The sequence below is a fragment of the Acidovorax sp. Root275 genome (assembly GCF_001428965.1).
GTDB classification, from domain to species: Bacteria; Pseudomonadota; Gammaproteobacteria; order Burkholderiales; family Burkholderiaceae_C; genus Acidovorax; species Acidovorax radicis.
On the sequence record NZ_LMJH01000009.1, the window covers coordinates 798,465 to 816,981 of the forward strand.

Annotated in this window: 15 protein-coding genes; 6 read left to right on the plus strand and 9 right to left on the minus strand. The window is 67.7% G+C overall.

The features are described 5' to 3' along the window. The first annotated feature begins 13 nt into the window (after positions 1–13). On the plus strand, positions 14–1,270 hold the full coding sequence (locus tag ASE52_RS18660; RefSeq protein WP_241777050.1) for a YbfB/YjiJ family MFS transporter: 1,257 nt from the start codon (positions 14–16) through the stop codon (positions 1,268–1,270). On the opposite strand, the gene ASE52_RS18665 is transcribed toward ASE52_RS18660, so the two are convergent. Beyond that, complete coding sequence (locus ASE52_RS18665; protein WP_010467011.1) at positions 1,239–2,501, minus strand: ATP-binding protein; 1,263 nt, start codon at positions 2,499–2,501, stop codon at positions 1,239–1,241. The two genes, ASE52_RS18660 and ASE52_RS18665, sit on opposite strands and share 32 nt — an antisense overlap. 46 nt (positions 2,502–2,547) lie before the next feature. Further along, positions 2,548–3,270, minus strand: coding sequence for a response regulator transcription factor (locus ASE52_RS18670; protein ID WP_010467012.1), 723 nt, complete (start codon positions 3,268–3,270; stop codon positions 2,548–2,550). Positions 3,271–3,961: 691 nt separating this feature from the next. On the opposite strand from ASE52_RS18670, the gene ASE52_RS18675 reads away from it, so the two are divergent. Then, positions 3,962–4,615 carry a response regulator transcription factor gene (locus tag ASE52_RS18675; RefSeq protein WP_241777051.1) on the plus strand — a complete coding sequence of 218 codons (654 nt, stop codon included), beginning with the start codon at positions 3,962–3,964 and terminating at the stop codon, positions 4,613–4,615. Positions 4,616–4,772: 157 nt separating this feature from the next. Then, on the plus strand, positions 4,773–6,515 hold the full coding sequence (locus tag ASE52_RS25265; protein ID WP_206743053.1) for a sensor histidine kinase: 1,743 nt from the start codon (positions 4,773–4,775) through the stop codon (positions 6,513–6,515). On the opposite strand, the gene ASE52_RS18680 is transcribed toward ASE52_RS25265, so the two are convergent. Further along, complete coding sequence (locus ASE52_RS18680; RefSeq protein WP_057228221.1) at positions 6,397–8,085, minus strand: MFS transporter; 1,689 nt, start codon at positions 8,083–8,085, stop codon at positions 6,397–6,399. The genes ASE52_RS25265 and ASE52_RS18680 overlap by 119 nt on opposite strands. Positions 8,086–8,215: 130 nt before the next feature. On the opposite strand from ASE52_RS18680, the gene ASE52_RS18685 reads away from it, so the two are divergent. Continuing rightward, positions 8,216–9,064 (plus strand): M48 family metallopeptidase, encoded by an 849-nt coding sequence (locus ASE52_RS18685; RefSeq protein WP_050812579.1) that lies wholly within the window; start codon positions 8,216–8,218, stop codon positions 9,062–9,064. Between the two features lie 87 nt (positions 9,065–9,151). Here ASE52_RS18685 and ASE52_RS18690 read toward each other — a convergent pair whose 3' ends face one another. The 5 genes from ASE52_RS18690 to ASE52_RS18710 form a co-directional block, all read right to left on the minus strand. Then, positions 9,152–9,472: a DUF2218 domain-containing protein gene (locus ASE52_RS18690; RefSeq protein ID WP_057228223.1), complete on the minus strand. Its 321-nt coding sequence runs from the start codon at positions 9,470–9,472 to the stop codon at positions 9,152–9,154. Continuing rightward, positions 9,469–10,290 carry an ABC transporter ATP-binding protein gene (locus ASE52_RS18695; protein WP_057228225.1) on the minus strand — a complete coding sequence of 274 codons (822 nt, stop codon included), beginning with the start codon at positions 10,288–10,290 and terminating at the stop codon, positions 9,469–9,471. The genes ASE52_RS18690 and ASE52_RS18695 overlap by 4 nt, the downstream gene beginning before the upstream one ends. 165 nt (positions 10,291–10,455) lie before the next feature. Further along, complete coding sequence (locus tag ASE52_RS18700) at positions 10,456–11,502, minus strand: iron ABC transporter permease (protein ID WP_057228227.1); 1,047 nt, start codon at positions 11,500–11,502, stop codon at positions 10,456–10,458. A 97-nt stretch (positions 11,503–11,599) separates the two neighbouring features. Continuing rightward, positions 11,600–12,553: an alpha/beta hydrolase-fold protein gene (locus tag ASE52_RS18705; RefSeq protein WP_057228229.1), complete on the minus strand. Its 954-nt coding sequence runs from the start codon at positions 12,551–12,553 to the stop codon at positions 11,600–11,602. Next, positions 12,553–13,707, minus strand: a complete 1,155-nt coding sequence (locus ASE52_RS18710; protein WP_057228231.1) for an ABC transporter substrate-binding protein — start codon at positions 13,705–13,707, stop codon at positions 12,553–12,555. Before ASE52_RS18710 ends, ASE52_RS18705 begins: the two co-directional genes overlap by 1 nt. 259 nt (positions 13,708–13,966) lie before the next feature. Between ASE52_RS18710 and ASE52_RS18715 the strand changes: the two genes are divergently transcribed. Further along, positions 13,967–14,959 (plus strand): helix-turn-helix transcriptional regulator, encoded by a 993-nt coding sequence (locus tag ASE52_RS18715; protein WP_029414392.1) that lies wholly within the window; start codon positions 13,967–13,969, stop codon positions 14,957–14,959. A gap of 331 nt (positions 14,960–15,290) precedes the next feature. Next, positions 15,291–17,462, plus strand: coding sequence for a TonB-dependent siderophore receptor (locus tag ASE52_RS18720; RefSeq protein WP_057228233.1), 2,172 nt, complete (start codon positions 15,291–15,293; stop codon positions 17,460–17,462). Positions 17,463–17,604: 142 nt separating this feature from the next. On the opposite strand, the gene ASE52_RS18725 is transcribed toward ASE52_RS18720, so the two are convergent. Next, a complete protein-coding gene (locus ASE52_RS18725) occupies positions 17,605–18,243 on the minus strand; it encodes an MBL fold metallo-hydrolase (RefSeq protein WP_057228235.1) in 639 nt (212 codons plus the stop codon). Between the last annotated feature and the right edge of the window lie 274 nt (positions 18,244–18,517).

Consider the following 18,517-nt stretch of genomic DNA (forward strand, 5'->3'; position numbering starts at 1 on the left):
GCCACCCTGTACCGTGAACCAGGCGTCTCTTTCTCCCTCCGCCGATCGGCACACCGACGGCGCCCCAGCGCTGCGCGTGGCCCTGGCCGGCATGGCTGCACTGGCCGCGGCCATGGGCATTGGCCGCTTCGCCTTCACCCCGCTCTTGCCCATGATGCTGCACGACGGCGTGGTGGACATCGCCACCGGCAGCTGGCTGGCCACGGCCAACTACGCCGGCTACCTGGCGGGGGCGCTCTTGTACATGGCGTTGCCCTGGCTGGGCCGGCGCGTGGGCGCGGTGCCCGGCAATGCGGCCCTAGTGCGTGGCGGGCTGGTTGCTACGGTGCTGCTCACAGGGCTGCTGGCCCTGCCGTGGCCGGTGTCTTGGCCGCTGCTGCGCCTGCTGGCGGGCGTGGCCAGCGCGCTGGTTTTTCTGGGCACGGCCAACTGGTGCATGGGGCGGTTGGCGCACCTGGGGCGCCCGGCCTGGGGTGGGTTGATCTTCTGCGGGCCGGGGCTGGGTATTGTCATCACCGGTTTGCTGACCAGCGCCATGGTGGCGGCGGGCTGGAGCGCTGCCACGGGCTGGGCGGCCTTTGCGGTGCTGGCGGCGGTGCTGTGCACGGGTGCATGGCGCGTCTTTCACGATGGCGATGCGTCAGCCACCGGTACATCCGGCGCCGCCGCCACCGGGTTGTCCATGCCCCCACCGCGCCCTGCAGCCGAGCGGTCGCTGCTGGCCGCCGCGTATGGCCTTGCCGGCCTGGGCTACATCGTCACCGCCACGTTCCTGCCGGTCATCGCGCGCGCCGCCTTGCCAGCGGGGTCGGTGTGGCCTGATCTGTTCTGGCCGATCTTTGGTGCGGGCGTGGCGCTGGGCGCGCTGCTCTCCACGCGCATCAGCCCCGGGCGGGACCGGCGCCTGCTGCTGGCCGTGGCCTATGTGCTGCAGGCCGGCGGTGTGGCACTGGGCGTGTTGTGGCCCGGGCCTGCGGGCTTTGCGCTCGGCAGTCTGCTCCTGGGCCTGCCCTTCACAGCCATCACGTTCTTTGCGCTGCAGGAGGCCCGCCACCAGTGGCCGCAAGCGGGCGCAGGTTTCACGGGCTTGATGACCGCGCTGTATGGCATCGGCCAGATCGTGGGGCCGCCCATGGCGGCTGCGCTGCTGGCGCGCGCGGGCTCTCAGGCGCAGGGGTTCGATTGGGCGCTCGCCGTGGCGGGCTCGATGCTGGTGATGGGGGCGGTGATTTATGGCTTCATGGCGTGGCGCTGGCGCCAGCCGTGCTGACCGGCAACCGCAGCACGAAGCAGGCGCCGCCGCCCTCGCGGTCTTCGCAGTGCACGGTGCCGTTGTGGCGCCCCGCAATGGACCGCACCAGTGCCAGCCCCAGGCCCACGCCCCCGGCGCGTTCGCTGGCGCCGGGCAGCCGATAGAAGGGCTCGAAGATGCGTTCGCGGTGGGTCACAGGCACGCCCGGCCCCCGGTCGCTCACGCGCACTTCGGCATGGCCCTGGCGGCGGAGCACCGCCACGGTGATGTCACCCGTGCTGTAGCGGCGTGCATTCTCCAGCAGGTTGCGGATGGCGCGGCGCAGCAGCTTGGAGACGCCGCGCACATCCACTGAATCCGAACTCACATCCAGGTCGGCATCCACGCGCGCGCATTCCTCGGCGGCCAGGCCAATCAGGTCGACCAGCTCCACGGTGCCCACATCGGCCTCGCGCGCATCCAGGCGGCTGGCCAGCAGGATTTCGTCCACCAGCTGGTCCAGCTCGGCGATGTTGCGCAGGATCTCCTCACGGAAGGCGGGCGAGGGCTGCTGCCCGCCCATCAGCTCCATGCCCATGCGGATGCGGGTGAGCGGCGAGCGCAGTTCGTGCGAGGCGTTGGCCAGCAGGGATTTGTGCGACTTGACCAGCGTTTCCACGCGCGCCGCGGCGGCGTTGAACTGGCGCGCGAGGTCGGCCACCTCGTCCTGCCCCTGCTCGGGCACACGCACCGACAAGTCGCCCTCGCCAAACTTCTGCACGCTGCGCTGCAGCGCTTCCAGCCGCAGCGTGAGGCGCCGGATGATGGGGTACACGCCCACGGCCACGGCCAGGCCCACGATGCCTAGGAGCCACAGGAAGCCAAACGGCGGGCGGGTCCAGAACGCGGCGTCGCCCTGGTTGGGGCCCCCGCCTCCCGGCCGGCCGCCGCCTCGGTCACCCCGGGGCTGGCGGGGCGCCATCTGGAGCGTGAAGGACTGGCCCGTGTCGGACTCAATATGGAACTCGGCCCCTTCGCCGGGTTCCGTGGGCTGGCGTGTGGCCAGGCCCTTCAGCACCAGGTTGCCCGTGGGGTCGCGCAGCACCATCTCGCGCGAGGGCGGCACAAACGGCTGCGTGGTCTGTGCCTTCTGCTCCTCGGCCATGCGCCAGGCCCAGCCTACGGTCAGCGTGAGCACCGCGATGCCGCCGACCACGGCGAGCCAGATGCGCAGGTACAGGCGGCGGGAAAAGGGGGTGGAGAGGGACATTCAGCAAAGCGGGGGTGCGCGCCGTGGCAAGGCCGCGCTCCACCGGTCAGTCTTGTTGTTTCGCGAATACATAGCCCACGCCGCGCACGGTGAGGATGCGGCGCGGGTTCTTGGCGTCGGCCTCGATGGCGGCACGGATGCGGCCCATGTGCACGTCGATGGAGCGGTCGAACGCCTCCAGCTCGCGGCCGCGCACGGCCTCCATGATCTGGTCGCGCGTGAGCACGCGGCCCGCACGCTCGGCCAGCGCCACGAGCAAATCGAACTGGTAGGAAGTGAGGTCGGCCAGCTCGCCGGCCACGGTCACGGTGCGAGCGTCGCGGTCGATCTCCAGCGTGCCAAAACGCAGCACCTGCGTGGCCGCCGCCGCGTTGCCGCCATCGGTGCGGCGGCGCAGGATGGCGCGGATGCGGGCCAGCAGCTCGCGGGGTTCAAAAGGCTTAGGCAGATAGTCGTCGGCGCCCAGCTCCAGGCCAATGATGCGGTCCATGGGGTCGCCCTTGGCGGTGAGCATGAGCACCGGCACCTGGGCCGCGTTGCCTTGCAGCGAGCGGATGCGACGGCACACTTCCAGGCCGTCCATGTCGGGCAGCATGAGATCGAGGATCACCAGGTCGGGCAGTGGCCCGGCATCGGGCCCCTGCAGCTGCGCCAGGCCACTTTTGCCGTCCGCACGGTGCGTGACCTGCAGGCCCGACTGGCCCAGGTACTCGCCCACCATCTGTGCGAGGCGGGCGTCGTCTTCGATCATCAGCAGTTGGGAGCTCATGGGGGCAGTGTAGTGGGGGGTGCCTCTCATGGTGGCGACGGGCCGTCACGCGGTTTTATCGGCCAGGTAAAGCTTCCGTAAAGCACATCCCGGCGTGCCGTGCTTGGACGGGAGCCAACGGTCAATGGAGCGCAATAAAAAAAGCTCCCCTGGGGGAGCGTGAAAACGTGCCCTTGGCAGCACGGGTTGGATGCAGTCCGGTGGTAAGCCCCGCTGGATGCACATGACCTCCAGGCTTTGGCGCCCAAGTGCCTCGCAGAAGGTGTTGTGCATGTGGTTTCGCCGATGACCATCGTGCCGCTCCACGCCACCTTTGCATCTGGAGCAGGTGTGCCGGGACGGCCTTTGATGGATGAAGCACCACTGCGGGTCACGGCCGTTGGCGACAAGGCTCCGCCAGGCGTGCCCTTGGTCACCCGTTGATCTGACTTTCTCCAAACCACGAAATGTGCGCATGCCATGAACATGGGAGCTGCGGCTTCTTGTGCGTCCCCTGCTTTGCCTCTACGCTTAAGCGCATGAAAATCGTCTTCACCTCCTACATGGACGCGGCGAACCCCCTGGATTCAATGCGTAGGCCGCAGGTCAGGGATGTGCGGCAAGAGGGCGCTGAAATGGCGGTGAATGGGGCTTTGCAGCCAGAGACCAAGGCTCGGGCCCCTGCATGAAATCCTCCGAGCACCGCTCCGCCGTGCAAGACCTGGGCATTTCCGTCGCTATCGTGGAAGACGACCCGCGCACCCGTGAGCGCTTTGCACGGGCGCTGGCGCGTGCAAAGCGCCTGTGTCTGGCCTATGCCGCGGCCACAGTGAGCGAGATGGTCGCTTGGCTGCGCGAGAACAGTGTGGATGTGCTCCTGGTGGATCTCGGTCTGCCGGATGGATCGGGTCTGGAAGTGATCCGCCAGTGCCAGAAATTGTCTCCAGGTACCGAGATCATGGTCATCACCATGTTTGGCGACGAGGCGAACATGATGCGCGCTTTCGAGGCGGGCGCACGCGGCTACCTGCTCAAGGATGGCACCGAAGACGATCTGGCGGAACATGTGGTGAGCCTTAACGCAGGGGGCTCCCCGATGACGCCCATCATTGCGCGTCAGCTGCTGGCCCGGCTGTCTCCTGTGCCCTTGCCACAGGGGCCATCGCCAGTCGCCGAAACCTTGACGGTGCGCGAGAGGGAAATTCTGGCCAAACTCGCACGCGGATTTACCTATGCCGAAGCCGCAGAGATCCTTGGCATCGCGCCGTCCACCGTCCAATCCCATGTCAAGAATATCTACAACAAATTGGCCGTTCACTCAAAGACGGAAGCGATTTTTGAGGCACGACAGCTGGGGCTGTTGTAGCAAGCTCCAGTGCTTGGTGCGTGCGTGGGCATGGCGTGTGGTGGTGGCTTTGTCGATGCTTCTGTGCAGCGCGGTGCAGGCGCAGGGGGGTACGGACACGATTGACATTGCGCAGGCGTACCTGGAGCCGGAGGGGGCTCCGGCCTGGTCAGGACAGGTGAAACTTCCTCATCTTTGGGACAAGGCCTATCCAGGGCTGGCAGGGCGCGCCCGCTACCAGCTCGTCCTGCCCCCGGTCGCCCCGGACGGCGTGCTGCGGGGTCTTTATTTCCCTCGTGTGGGAAACCAGGTGGAAATATATGTGGGGGGTGATTTGATAGCGCATCGCGGCGTCCTCGGAGACAGCCGCAACGATGCAACCAAGGCGCCGCTGTGGGTGCCTGTACCTACAAGCCTCCTTTCCAGCACCGCTTCCACGGCGCTGGAGGTGCGTGTGGCGGTGCAACCCGTACGTTGGGGAGGGTTGGCCGCGCCCCGTTTCGGGCCAGAGGCCACGTTGCTGCCGCAATACCGCGAGCGCTATATCTGGCGGCAGTGGGGCGCGGTGGCCGTGGTGTTTGCGCTGGCGCTCACGGGCGTGGTTGCCGGGGGGCTGTGGCACCTGAATCGTGAGCCTGTGTATGGCTATTTTGCGCTTTGCGCGCCGTTCGGGATGCTGCGGTATGGCGATCGGCTGTGGGAGACATCACCCCTGGGGTGGCCGCTATGGGGCGGCATCGTGGCTTTCTCGTTGACGGTTCACATGCTGTTGTTGGTGCGCTTCGCCTTGGCGCTGGTGGGCCGGGACGGCGTGGGGGCCAGGCGGGGCTTCTGGGTGCTGCTGGCCGCCGAGGCGTCACTGGTCGTGGGGGGCTTTGGGTTTGGGCAGCCGTGGTGCTGGACTGCCGCCCTGGCACTGCTGTTTGTGCCTGCATTCTGGGCGTATGCCGTTGCGGCACGAGAGGCGCTGGTGGCCCGGCAGCCCGAAGCCATCGCGTTGTGTCTTGCCAGCTTTATTCCCATCGGCGCAGGACTTTACGATTTCCTGGAAATTCGGGTGGCCACAGAAAGTGTGGGCCGTTCTTCTTATCTGCCACTGGCCACCATGCTGTTCGTGCTGCTCATGGGATGGCTCATCCTGAACCGCTACGCCCGGCAGGTGCGTGCCTACCAGGGCTTGAGCAATTCGCTGGACGAGAAGGTTCGCCAGCGCGAGCAGGAGCTGCAGGTCAGCTACGCCCTGTTGCAGCAGGAGCACGCCCAGCATGCCGCGCTCCTGGAGCGCCAGCGCATCATGCGCGACATTCACGACGGCGTGGGTTCGCAACTGGTGGGGTTGCTCAGCCTCATTGGCAAAGGCCGCACCAATGCCCAGCTGCGCGAGCACGCGAATGCTGCGCTGGATGAACTGCGCATGGCCGTGGATGCCATCCAGCCGGTGGGTGGTGATCTGGCTACGGTACTGGCCACGCTGCGCTACCGGATGCAACCGCGCCTGGCGGCCACAGGCATCCAGGTGGATTGGCAAGTGGAGGAGCTCCCCGCCCTAGAAAGTCTCACGCCGCACATGGTGCTGCAGATCCAACGCCTCCTGCTGGAGGCATTCACCAACGTGCTGCGGCACGCGCAGGCCAGCACCGTGCGGGTGAGTGCCCGCCATCAGGATGGGCCGTGCCAGCCGCCGCATCTGGTGCTGGAGATTGCCGACAACGGAGTCGGCATGGAGAGTTCGGCCCAGCTTGGAGGGCAGGGGCTGGCCAACATGCGGGCCAGGGCGCAGGCCATTGGCGCGCAGCTGGAGATCACGGCTGCGCCGGGTCAGGGGACCTGTGTGCGGGTGGCGTTGCCGATGGCGCCCGAACCCGTGCAGCCAGCCATACCAGCACCAGCACCGGCAGCCCCAGCATCGCGGTGGCCGTGAAGAAGTGCGCGTAGCCGAAGGCATTCACATAGTCGCCCGAGAAGCCCGCTACAAATTTGGGCAGCAGCAGCATCATCGAGCTGAACAGTGCGTACTGCGTGGCCGAGTAGCTCACGTTGGTGAGGCTCGACAGGTAGGCGATGAACGCGGCCGAGGCAATCCCGCTGGCCAGGTTGTCGGCCGAGACCACGGCGATCAGCGCGGTCACGTCGTGCCCGTGGCCCGCCAGCCAGGCGAACAGCAGGTTGCTGGCGGCGCTCAGGATGGCGCCCAGCATCAGGATGCGCATCACGCCAAAACGCATCGACAGCACGCCGCCCACAAAGGCACCGGCCAGCGTCATGATCACGCCGTACACCTTGGTGACGGCCGCCACCTCGTCCTTGGTGAAGCCCATGTCCACATAGAACGGGTTGGCCATGATGCCCATCACCACATCGCTGATGCGGTACACGGCAATGAGCGCCAGGATCAGCAAGGCATGTTTGCCATAGCGCTGGATAAAGTCCTTGAAGGGGTTGAATACCGCAATTTCCAGCCAAGCCAAGGACGGGCGCAGCGCCGCCGGCGCGGGTACCCGAACGTCCTTGCGAGCAAGAGAGCGCAGCCAATACCCGAGCACAAGCAGGGCCAAGCCGGTGCTGGCAATGCCCGCGAAGGCCGCGAGCCACCCGGGCGGTGAAAACGAATGCACCAGCAACATGGGCAGATTTCCAAGCCTGATCGCCACAGCCACCATAGGCACCACCAACAGTGCCCAGAGCGGCACGCCCTTCAGCGCCAGCCGGGTGATGGCCTGGCTCAACTCCAGCCGCTCATCAGCGGGGGCCCGCGGCGCAGGCTCGCGCGAGAACAGCACGGTGATCACGCCCACCGCCATTGACGCCGCCATGGCCAGGTAGGCCGCCTGCCAGGCGCCGTTCTGGTACGCGGCCGCGCCTTGCGCTACCAGCTGCCCCACCGCAGGGGCCACTTCGGAGCGCGCCGCAATCCACAACACGCCCGCACCGGCCCAGATCATGGCCAGGCGGTAGCCTGTCTGGTACGAGGCTGCCAGCGCGGCCTGGTGATTGGCGTCGGCAGATTCGATGCGAAACGCATCCAACGCAATGTCCTGCGTGGCTGAGCCAAACGCCACCGCGAGCGCGCACCACACGATGGGTCCGAGCGTCTGGCGCGGGTCGGCCAGCGCCATGCCGATGAGCCCGCCTACGATGAGCGCCTGCGACAGCAGCAGCCAGCTGCGGCGGCGCCCCAGCGCCTGGGTGAGCAGCGGGATCGGCATGCGGTCCACCAGCGGCGCCCACACCCACTTGAAGCCGTAGGCCAGGCCCACCCAGCTCAGATACCCAATGGTGCTGCGGTCAATGCCCGCCTCGCGCAGGCGAAAGCTCAGCGTGCCCAGCACCAGCAGCAGTGGCAGCCCGGCGGAGAACCCGAGCGTGAGCATGCGCAGGCTGGCGGGTTCCAGGTACACGCGCAGCGTTTGCAGCCAGGGCGTGCGCGGGGGCTTGTCCGGGGCGGTGGTGGGTGCGAGGCTGGGGCGGGAAGATGTGGAGGTGTCTGACATGGGCGAGCGTGGGTTTTGTCTATCATCGCCGACGCACCCTTGTAGCCAGCCTGTCGGCCTCCATCTGCGCGGCAGACTCTGGTGTGTTGTGTGCCAGCGCTGCTCATTATTCCTTTTGGGATTGCCTTGTATGTGTCTTTTCTGCCCTGCTCCCTCTGTTGCGCCGTCGTCCCCATGGTCGGCGCGCCGCGCCTTCCTGCTGGCAGCAGGTGTCAGCGCTGCGGCGCCGGTGCTGGCGCAGGTGGATGTGGGTACCGCGTCCAGCCTGCGCAAGCTGGTGCCCGCCGAGACGCTGGAAAACTCTGCGGCCCAGCAGTACCAGCAGATGCTGCAGCAGGCCAAGGCCAAACGTGCGCTGGCGCCCGACAACCACCCGCAGCTGCAGCGCCTGCACGCCATTGCAAAGCGGCTGATCCCGCACGCCACGCCCTGGAACGAGCGCGCTAGGCAGTGGCGCTGGGAGGTCAACCTCATTGGCAGCCAGCAGATCAATGCGTTCTGCATGCCCGGCGGCAAGATTGCGTTCTATACCGGCATCCTCGACCAGCTCAAGCTCACCGACGACGAAGCCGCGATGATCATGGGCCACGAAATGGCCCACGCGCTGCGCGAGCATGCGCGTGAGCGCATCGCCAAGACGCAGGGCACCAACCTGGCGCTGCGCCTGGGCTCGCAGCTGCTCGGCCTGGGAGACCTGGGCAATGCGGCTGCCAGCCTGGGCGGGCAACTGCTCACGTTGCAGTTCAGCCGGTCGGACGAGACCGATGCCGACCTTGTGGGGCTGGAGCTGGCCGCCCGCGCGGGCTACCAGCCTTCGGCTGCCGTGAGCCTGTGGCAAAAGATGGGCAACGCCAGCGGCAACAAGCAGGGCGGGCTGGCTTTCCTCTCCACCCACCCCTCGGGTCCGGCGCGCATCAAGGAATTGGAAATGAACGTGCCGAAGGTGCAGGGCCTCTACCAAGCCGCCCAACGCGGCTGACCTGTCGGGCGGCCCTGTGCGCCTGGATCTATCAAATTTGATAGCTACCAGCGCTTGCTGAATAAGCGCTAAGGCCTGATTTTCTGTTCAAGTTTCTGGCGCGACGCCAGCGCCTGGGCCGGTCTGCGCCGGCTGCCAGCACACGGCCATGGGGCTCTTGCGCGAGAACAGCTCCACATGCGAGTCGATGGCGAACTGCACGCGCGCCAGGCTGGCATCGTCCTCGGCGCTGCAGTCGAAACGCAAGGCCTCGGTATCCGCGCGCAACACGCACAGGCCCCAGGGAAAGTGGGCCTCGCCATGGTGTGCGTCGTAGGTCACGCGGATCTTGCGGGTGAAGTGGTAGCACAGGCGCTGCAGGTAGCGGCTGGCCTCGGTGGTGGGCAGGTGGCCCTGGCGTTGCATCATGGGTGCGGGGATGTTGTTGTGGGGGAAAAGGGTTCGGACAGTGGCAGCGCTGCATCGGCCAACACCAGCAAATTGCCTTTCGAGCAGCGCTCCACGCGGGCCTCGACGCCATAGGCACGCTGCAGCAGGGCAGGGGTGAGCACCTGCGCGGGCTCGCCGGCAGCCAGCACCGTGCCGCCGCCCAGCACCAGCACGTGCTGGCAAAAGCGCAGGGCCAGGTTCAGGTCGTGCACGGCCACCAGGCCGATCGCGCCCTGCTGCTGCACCATGGCGCGCACGGCCTGCAGCACCTGCAGCTGCCAGCGCAGGTCGAGGGCGCTGGTGGGTTCGTCCAGCAGCAGCAGGCGCGGCGCGCGCACGATGACCTGGGCCAGGCCCACCATCTGGCGCTGGCCGCCCGACAGTTCGTCGAGCCGGCGCAGCGCCAGCGCCTGCAGCCCCAGCGCCGCCACCACCGACTCGATGGCCGCCTCGCGCTGCGCGGTGCTCCATTCGCTGCGGCCGGCGCGCAGGGCGCTCTGCCAGGTCTCGTAGGCCACGAGCGAGGTGCTCTGCGGCAGCGCCTGGGGCAGGTAGCCCACGCGGCGCAGGCGTTCGCGCGGGGCCAGCGTGGCCAGGTCGGTCCCTTCCAGCAGCACGCGCCCCTGTGCGGGCCGCAGCCCGGCCACGGCCTTGAGCAGCGTGGACTTGCCCACGGCATTGGGGCCCACCACGGCCACCAGGGTGCCGGCGGGCACGGCAGGCAGGTCCACGCCCTGCAGCACGGCCCGGCCGGGGTAGCCGGCGGTGAGTTGTTCGAGGGTCAGGCCCGTGGTCATATCAAGCCTCCATGGCGCTACGCACCCTCAGCAGCCAATGAAACTGGCGCGGCCCAGGCCAGCGCCCCCGCGCAACGGCCGCCCCGCCGCGCTGGGGGCGTCCCCCTCCCGCATTGCGCAGCAATGTGAGAGAGGGGGAAGACGCGCAGCGGCTCAGGCGGTGCTTCATGCAGCCCTTCTTTGGCGCAGCACCAGCACCATGAACAGCGGCACGCCCACCAGCGCGGTGATGATGCCGATGGGCAGCACCACGCCGGGCACCAGCGCCTTGCTCAGGATGGACGCGAGCGACAGCATCAGCGCCCCGGCCAGCGCGCTGCCCGGCAGGTAGTAGCGGTGGTCTTCGCCCAGCAGCATGCGCGCGATGTGTGGTCCCACCAGGCCCACGAAGCCGATGGTGCCCACGAACGACAGGGCGGTGGCCGCCAGCAGGCTTACGCGCAGCAGTGTCACCAGGCGCAGCCGCTCCACCGCGATGCCGAAGCTGCGCGCCTGGTCCTCGCCCGCGCGCAGCGCCGTGAGGGCCCAGGCCTGGTGCGCCGACCAAAGCATGCACAGCGCCAGCACGGTGCCCACGATGCCGATCTTGGTCCAGGTGGCGCGGCCCAGGCTGCCCATGGTCCAGAAAACGATCTGCTGCAGCGCGTTGCTGTCGGCAATGAACTGCAGCAGCCACAGCAGCGCCTCGAAGCTGAACAGCAGCGCGATGCCGAACAACACCACCGTGTCCACGCTGGCGCCCTGGCGCCAGGCCAGCAGCTGGATCAACGCCGTGGCACACGCCGCTCCAGCAAAGGCGCACAGCGGCACCGCCAGGTTCTCGCCCCAGGCCAGCAGCGTGAAACCGCTGACCACGGCGGCTGACGCGCCCACCGCAGCGGCGGCCGACACGCCCAGCGTGAACGGGCTGGCCAGCGGGTTGTTGAGCGCGGTCTGCATCTCGGCCCCGGCCAGGCCCAGGCTGGCGCCCACCAGCACGGCCATCACTGCATAGGGCAGGCGCACTTCCCACAGGATGACCTGCTGCGCTTGCGGCAGGGCGTCGGGTGCGAAGAGGCCACGCAGCACATCGGCAAACGCGAAGGTGGAGGGCCCGAGTGCAATGTCGGCCACGGCGCTGGCGCACAGCACGGCCAGCAAGATGGCCAGCAGCAGCAGACGCCGGCGCACGAAATGCCCGTAGCGCTGCGCGAGCGAATCGGTGGAGGCCATGGCTACGGGCAAGGGAGAGGCAGTGGCTGGGTTCAACGGAGGCAATTCCGGTATAGGGCGCGTGGTGCGCGAAAGGGTTTCAGAGCGTCCGTATTTTTCAGCGGGGCTGTTGGGCCAATGCCAAGGCGTCGATGAGCCCCGGGGCCATGGCGCTGCCATGGTCCAGGCCGGGCAGCACGGCCATGTCCACGCGCAGCTCGGGCCACTGCAGCGCGCCCAGCTGGTCGGCCAGCGCCAAGGTGCGCTCGACCATGCGGCGCTCGACCTGTATGGCAGCGCGGGCTGCGGTGGGTGCCGTCTGCGCCTGTTCCAGGCTGCCCACGCGCAGCAGCAACTGCGCCCGGAAGGGTCGCGGCGCCATCGCGTGGACCTGTGCGAACTGCCCGGCCGTGCGCAGAAGCTGTGCGCCGTTCCACCACACCGAGGGGCTGGTGGCCGCGTACCGCGTGAACTGCGCGGGGCGCGTGAACAGTGCGTGCAGCACCAGCAAGCCGCCGAACGAATGCCCGCTCAGGGTCTGGCGCTGCGGGTCAATGGCAAAGGCATGCGCCACGCGCGGCTGCAACTCGCGCGCAATGAAGTCGAGCAGGATGTCGGCGCCGCCTGCTTCGGGCGTGGCCGCGCTGCCGGGCGCGGGAGGTGTGTAGTCGCGCTGGCGTTCTGCGGGGTGGATCACGGCGTCACCAGGGTGGCCGATGCCGACCACGATGGTGCTGTCGGTGCCCATGTCTCCGGGCCTCCCCGCGCTGTTGCGGGCCAGCTGGGCCGCCAGTGCAAAGGCGGCGTTGCCGTCGAGCAGGTACAGCACCGGGTACCCCGTGGCGGGCGCGGGGCCCGCAGGCTGCTGCACCCAGATGCGCCAGGTGCGGCCGCTGGCCGGGTCGCGCAGATCCTGCTGGTGCGTGCCCGGCAGCTGGGCGGGTGCTGCCTGCAGCAGCGGTGGCGCCGTAGCCTTGCCGTGGGCGCACCCACCCAGCAAGCCCAGGCTCGCACCGGCGCCTGCGGCAAGCAGTGCGCGGCGCGTACCCTGTGGTGACAGGGGCACGGGCATCAGAGGCTGGTCCAGTACACGCCGGTCAGCGGTATGGGCTGGAACTGGGTGAACAGGGTCTGCAGCGTGGCACGCGGGTCCAGGTCGGCAAACAGCGCGGGGTGCAGCCATTTGGCAAACACCTGCACCGCCACCACGTTGAAGGGGGAGTTGTAGTAGTGGTGCCAGATGGCGTGGGCGCGCCCGTTCTGCTGCACGGCCTCCAGTTGGGCGATGCCTCTGCGCTGGGTGGCACGCGCCAGCGACGCGCGGGCCGCCTCGGGCGTGGCGTCGGCGCCCAGCACGATTCGCAGCGGCGACTTCCCGGTAGTGGCCATGCTGCCGATGCCGGTGCCGATGTACAGCCGGGGCTGCGTGGCGATCAGGAACTCGGGGTTGAGCGTGCCGTGCTCGCCCGGAATGCGGCCACGCGCCACGTTCTCGGCGCCAGCGGCATCGAGCAGCACGCCCACCAGGCCCACCATGGTGGCGCAGCAGTCGTCGGCCAGCCCTACCCGGTTTTCGAGGAACACACTGGGGTGGCGGGTGCCGGCCGGCAGGGTGCGCAGGCGAGACTCGACCCGTTCGAGCTGGGCCCGCCACAGGGTGTTGAAGGCGTCGGCCTCCTTGCGCTTGCCCAGCACGGCGCCCAGCAGTTCCATGCTGCGCGGCGTGTTCCTGAGCGGGTCATGGCGGAAGTCGATGAACACTACGGCGATGCCGGCCGCCTCCAGCCGGGCCAGGGTCTCGCGGTCGTTCTTGCTCGGCCCATGGCCACCCGCCAGGCCCAGGATGGCGACCTGCGGGCGCAGCGCGATGGCCTGCTCGTCGCTGAAGCTGCCGGCGTTGTTGCGGCCCACGCGGGGCACCTTGTCGAGTTGCGGGAAGCGGCTGCGCCACTGCGCATAGCCGGCGGGGTCCAGCGTTTCGTAGTCGCCCATCATGCCCACCAGGCGGCGTGCCACGTCGTCGCGCTCGAACACGCCCAGTGCAGGCAACAGCCGGCCTTCACCCAGCAGGATGCGGTCCACCTTGGCGGGCAGGGTGACGGTGCGGCCTGCCAGGTCGGTGACGGTCTGGGGTGTGCCCTGGGCCTGTACCGGGGCTGTGGTGATGAGCACGGCGCAGAGCGCAACGCCCAGGGAGCCGAAAAAACGGGGGAGTGTGAAGGTCATGGGCGGCTGCGAGGGCCTGGGGGCCCGCTGAAGAAGCTCCCAGGCAACAAGCAATATTGAGAATCATTTGCATTTATTATTGCAAGTTGCTAGCATCCCATGGCTCGGTGCCTGCCGTGTTTGCCCCGTGGAGAAAAACCTTTGCGCAAACGTCAGGCGTGGCCGGTGTGGTTCGGGTACATCCCTTGCCCACCCCGGGCCCGCACCTTTTCACCGCGCTTTCATCCACACTTTTTTGCATCTCCTCGCACCTGCGCCCATGTCCGTTGTCAGCCCCTTGAATGTCCAGCCAGCGGCGCCGCCGTCGGAGGGCATGCAGGCGTCGCTGCAGCGCCATCTGCAGCGGGTGCGGGTCTTGCGCCCCGGGCTGCACCTGCACGCCGACGATGCGGCCGACGCGCAGGACTTCACCGCCAGTGGTGACATGGATGCGGGGCTGCGCATCGTGGTGCTGCTGGAGGGCTCGGTGGACGTGAGCTATGGCCCGCGACGCGTGGCGCTGTCGAGCGCTACTGCCCAACGCCCTCGGGAGCCAGGGCTGCCGCGCGCGCTGCTGGTGTCAGTGGCCCAGCCCGAGCGCTTTGAGCGCCGCGCCCGCCGGGGGGCCTACGCGCGCCGGGTGAGCGTGGGCCTGGGGGGCGAGTGGCTGGAGCAGGTGGCTGGGCCCGCAGCGTCCGATGCCATCGAGGCCTTTCGCCGCCAGCACCTGGCCATGCACCACTGGCAGCCGTCGCCCCGCATTGCCGCGCTGGCAGAGCAGATCACCCATGCGCCGGACCTGAGCCCCCTGCTGCTGCACCTGTACCTGGAAAGCCGCGCGCTGGAACTGGTGGGCGAAGCCCTGGGCAGCCTGGCGCAGCACGCCCCGGGGCCAGCCCCAGCGCCCGCGCCCGCCCCGGCACCGGCCGCGGCGGCACTGCGCCTGCTGCCCCATGAGCACAAGCGCATGCGCGCGCTGCACGCCTTCTTGCAGACCGACGGTGCGATGGACATGTCGCTCGATGCGCTGGCGCGCCAGGCAGGCACCAATGCCAACACGCTGCAGCGGCACTTCCGCGCGGTGTATGGCACCACGGTGTTCGACTTTGTGCGCGAACACCGTCTGCAGCGGGCGCGCCACGCGCTGGAATGCGACGGCCTGACGGTAGGGCAGGCGGCCTTGGTCGCGGGCTACAACAGCGCCGCCAACTTCGCCACGGCGTACCGCAAGCGCTTTGGCATGCCACCCAAGCTGGCCCGGGCACGAATCTGAAACCCCCCTGAGTCGCCTGCGGCGCTTTCCCCCAGAGGGGGACGCCGCCAGCGCGGCGGGGCGGCCCTTGCGCGGCCGCGCCCGCGGAAAGCGGCGCGGGCGGGTGCTGCAAACATCTTTGTTGGCCCTGCAAACACAGCTTGGCGGGCTGCGTGAAATCATCGCTGCATACCGGATGCGACAAGCCGGCACGCCTTGCAGCACATCCTGGGCACAGCGTCTTCACAGCTCCAACACGGAGCAGGCTCGTGCTCAGAATGAAATCGCACTCATTCTTGTTTGCAATTCGGTTGCAAGGCATCCCTTTTTTGTTTTTTGACTCAGGACCGCTATGCACAGTTGCCGCCCATTCCGGGGTGCCACCCCGGCACACCCTTTTGCCTTGCGCCAGGTCGCCCGGGCCTGTGCGTGGACCTTGTTCGCCAGTGCCGGCGCAGCCTGGGCGCAAAGCCCGGCAGCCCCGGTGGTGCTCAGGGAAGTGACCGTGAACGCGGCGGCCGAGACGCCCGAAAGCCTGCCCGCTGCCGCGCCCGGTGGCCAGGTGGCCCGGGGCACGCGCCTGGGGGTGCTGGGCAATGTGGGCGTGATGGACACGCCCTTCAACATGACGGGCTACACCGCCGAAGGCATTGCCGACCAGCAGGCGCAGACCGTGGGCGCCGTGCTCAAGAACGACCCTTCGGTGCGCACCACCACCAATGAAGGCCACATCGTCGAGAACTTCATCATCCGGGGCTTCGGCGTGGGCGCCAGTTCCATGGCCATCAATGGTGCCTACGGCCTCGCGCCCGAGCAGAACACGCCCACCGAGATCTTCGAGCGCGTGGAAGTGCTCAAGGGCCCCGGCGCCATGATGATGGGGCTGCCGCCGTCAGGTGATGTGGGTGGCGCCATCAACCTCGTGCCCAAGCGCGCGGGCAAGGAGCCGCTCACACGCGTGACCACCACCTATTCGTCCCAATCCAACGTGGGTGTGCATGCCGATGTGTCGCGCCGTTTCGGCGAAGGCCAGCGCCTGGGCGTGCGTGTCAACGGCGTGCTGTCGGGCGGCGAGACCTGGCTGGACCACCAGACCAAGGCGCGCGAGATTGGCCACCTGGCGCTGGACTACCAGGGCGACGGCTGGAACGTGGAGGCCGATGCCTATTCGCTGAAGAACAAGGTGCGCAAGGGCTCGCCCATGCAGCCCATCATCACGGGTTGGACCACGGTGCCCAAGGCACCCGATGGTTCCACCAACTTCTTCTACGGCGAAGGCGTCTACAGCAATACGCTGACGCAGGGTCTCATCGTGCGCGGCCAGGCGCGGATCAATGCCGGCTGGACGGCGTTTGCATCGGCGGGCAAGGCCGAGCATGCATACGACGGCTTCATTTTCGGCTCGCGCCCGGTGTGGACGGCGGCGAACGCGGCTTCGGGCAACGCCACGGGCACGGCCTACAACTCCTGGGGCGAGTACGACACCACCACGGCCGAGCTGGGCGTGCGCGGCCAGTTCAGCACCGGCGCCGTGGCCCACAAGCTGACCCTGGCCGCCAACGTGATGAGCTACCAGGGTGGCAGCCGGGCCAATGGCACGGCCGCCATCAACAGCAACATCTACAACCCCCGGCCCATTGCGATGCCGCCGGGCGGGGCGGCTTCCACCTACAACCCCCTCAACGACGACGTGATGACTGCAATGAGCGTGGTGGACACACTGGCGTTCGCCGACGACAGGGTGCAGCTCACCCTGGGTGTGCGCGCGCAGCAGGTCAACCAGAAGCTCAACAAGTACAAGGAGAGCGCCGTGACCCCGCTGGTGGGCGTGGTCGCCAAGCCCTGGGGCGAGAACGTTTCGCTGTACGGCAACTACGTGGAAGGCCTGAGCGCCGGCACCACCGTGAAGGCGCCCTATGCCAACGAGGGCGAGACCTTCAAGCCCTACAAGAGCAAGCAGGCCGAGGTGGGCGTGAAGTGGGTTGCGGGCAGCCTGACGCAGACGGTGAGCCTGTTCCAGATCAGCAAGCCTGCCCTGATCGAAGCCAACAACCGCCAGGTGCTGGACGGCGAGCAGCGCAACCGGGGCGTGGAGTGGAACGTGTTCGGCCAGCTGACCCCGGCCCTCACGCTGCTGGGTGGCGCGGCCTACACCGAGGCCGAGCAGACCCAGACCGCGAAGGGCGTGAACCAGGGCCGTGCGCAGTTTGGCGTGCCCAAGCTCACGCTGAACCTGGGCGCGGACTGGGCCATCCCTGGTGTGCAGGGCCTGTCGGTGAACGGCCGGGTGAACCACACGGGTGCACAGTGGCTCACGGGCGACAACAGCGTGAAGCTGCCGTCCTGGACCACGCTGGATGTGGGCGCCCGCTATGCGACGCGTTTTGGCGCACAACCCGTGGTGCTGCGCGCCACGGTGACCAACCTCACCAACCGCGCTTACTTTGAAAGTATCTGGGGCGCGGGCCGGGTGAACGTGGGTGCGCCACGCGCCGTGCGCCTGTCGGCCTCGTTCGATTTCTGACGCCGCATTGCAGGGGCCGGCGTGCATCCTGGTGGGCACGCTGGCCCCTGCGGCACGCGCAGAGGCACAGGGTCACTTCAAAAATAATAGCTGTCTGCGCTTTCTGGATAAGCGCTAGAACCCAAAAATGCCAAAAAACGGCTTACGTCCCACCCACATAGGGGTTGCTTTGGCGCTCACGCCCGAACGTGCTCTCAGGACCGTGCCCGGGGATGAACACCGTCTGGTTGCCCATGGGCCACAGGCGCTGGGTGATGCTGTCGATGAGCTGCTGGTGGTTTCCCTGCGGGAAGTCGGTGCGCCCCATGCTGCCGGCAAACAGCACATCGCCCACAAAAGCACGGTCAATCTGCGGCGCATGGAACACCACATGGCCGGGGGTGTGGCCGGGGCAGTGGCGCACATTCAGCGTCTCGTCGCCAATCTGCACCGTGTCGCCGTCGTGCAGCCAGCGCGTGGGCGTGAAGTGCTGGGCGGGCGGAAAACCAAACATCGCGCTTTGCTGCGGCAGGCCGTCAATCCAGAACTGGTCGCCCGGGTGGGGGCCCACGATGGGCAGCGAAAGCCGCTCTGCCAGCTCGCCCGTGCCGCCCGCGTGGTCGATGTGGGCGTGGGTGAGCCAGATCTGGTCGAGCGTGAGGGATAGGCGCTGGATTTCTGCCAGCAGCACCTCCAGGTCGCCGCCGGGGTCGATCACGGCGGCTTTGTGGGTGGCGTCGCACCAGACGAGGGAGCAGTTTTGCTGGAAGGCGGTGACAGGGATGGTGAGGTAGCGGAGCATGGTGGGTGAGGAGGGAGTGCTGAACAGAGTTTCAAAAAACTGAACATAGTTTCAAAGCTCGATTGATCGCTGATCTTGCGGCCCGAACAAAGTCTTGAAACATGTTGATTTGATTGGACTTTATCAATCGTTCGCGATCCTTGCCTGCCCGATCGCGAGGAACGGAATAGATAGGGCCGCTCTGACTGCATATAACTGCTTTGAGCCGTCTTTCTTGACCAAGCAGTACTGAAGGGTGGACAAGATGCGTAATTTCGCTAAGAGAGTCGCGGAG